Raw genomic sequence first — 374 nt, 5'->3', positions numbered from 1 at the left:
CCAAGTTAGACGTACGGAATACACCATCATTAATCCACTGATACAAAGTCACAACAGACTTAGGGATCAGTGAATCATCACTCATCAAATCACGTGCCTTATAAATAGCCGCTTGAGGAGAGTAACGATGCTCATCAAATTCACCAAGCATTAATTGGTCGGCCAATTGTAAAAAACGCTTTGAGCGGTAATATAAACGAGGACGACCGGACCGTTGGTGGCATTTAAGATAAATATTCTGACCAGCTTCATAACTGTAGATGTGATAAGGGTAATCGTAAGTCTTACCATTGAATTTTTGACGACGAATTTGGCGAACTGTACCACGTTTAAGCTCATTATTAATGGTTTGGTGGTTCACTCCTAATTGACGA

1 pseudogene is annotated in these 374 nt (G+C 40.1%); it reads right to left on the bottom strand.

From position 1 onward, the window contains the following. Positions 1 to 374 (bottom strand): annotated as a pseudogene (locus H5975_RS08865) (IS30 family transposase); the annotation flags it as partial.

The organism is Limosilactobacillus coleohominis (genome assembly GCF_016901675.1).
GTDB classification, from domain to species: Bacteria; Bacillota; Bacilli; order Lactobacillales; family Lactobacillaceae; genus Limosilactobacillus; species Limosilactobacillus intestinavium.
This window is presented reverse-complemented; position numbering and strand designations above follow the sequence as displayed.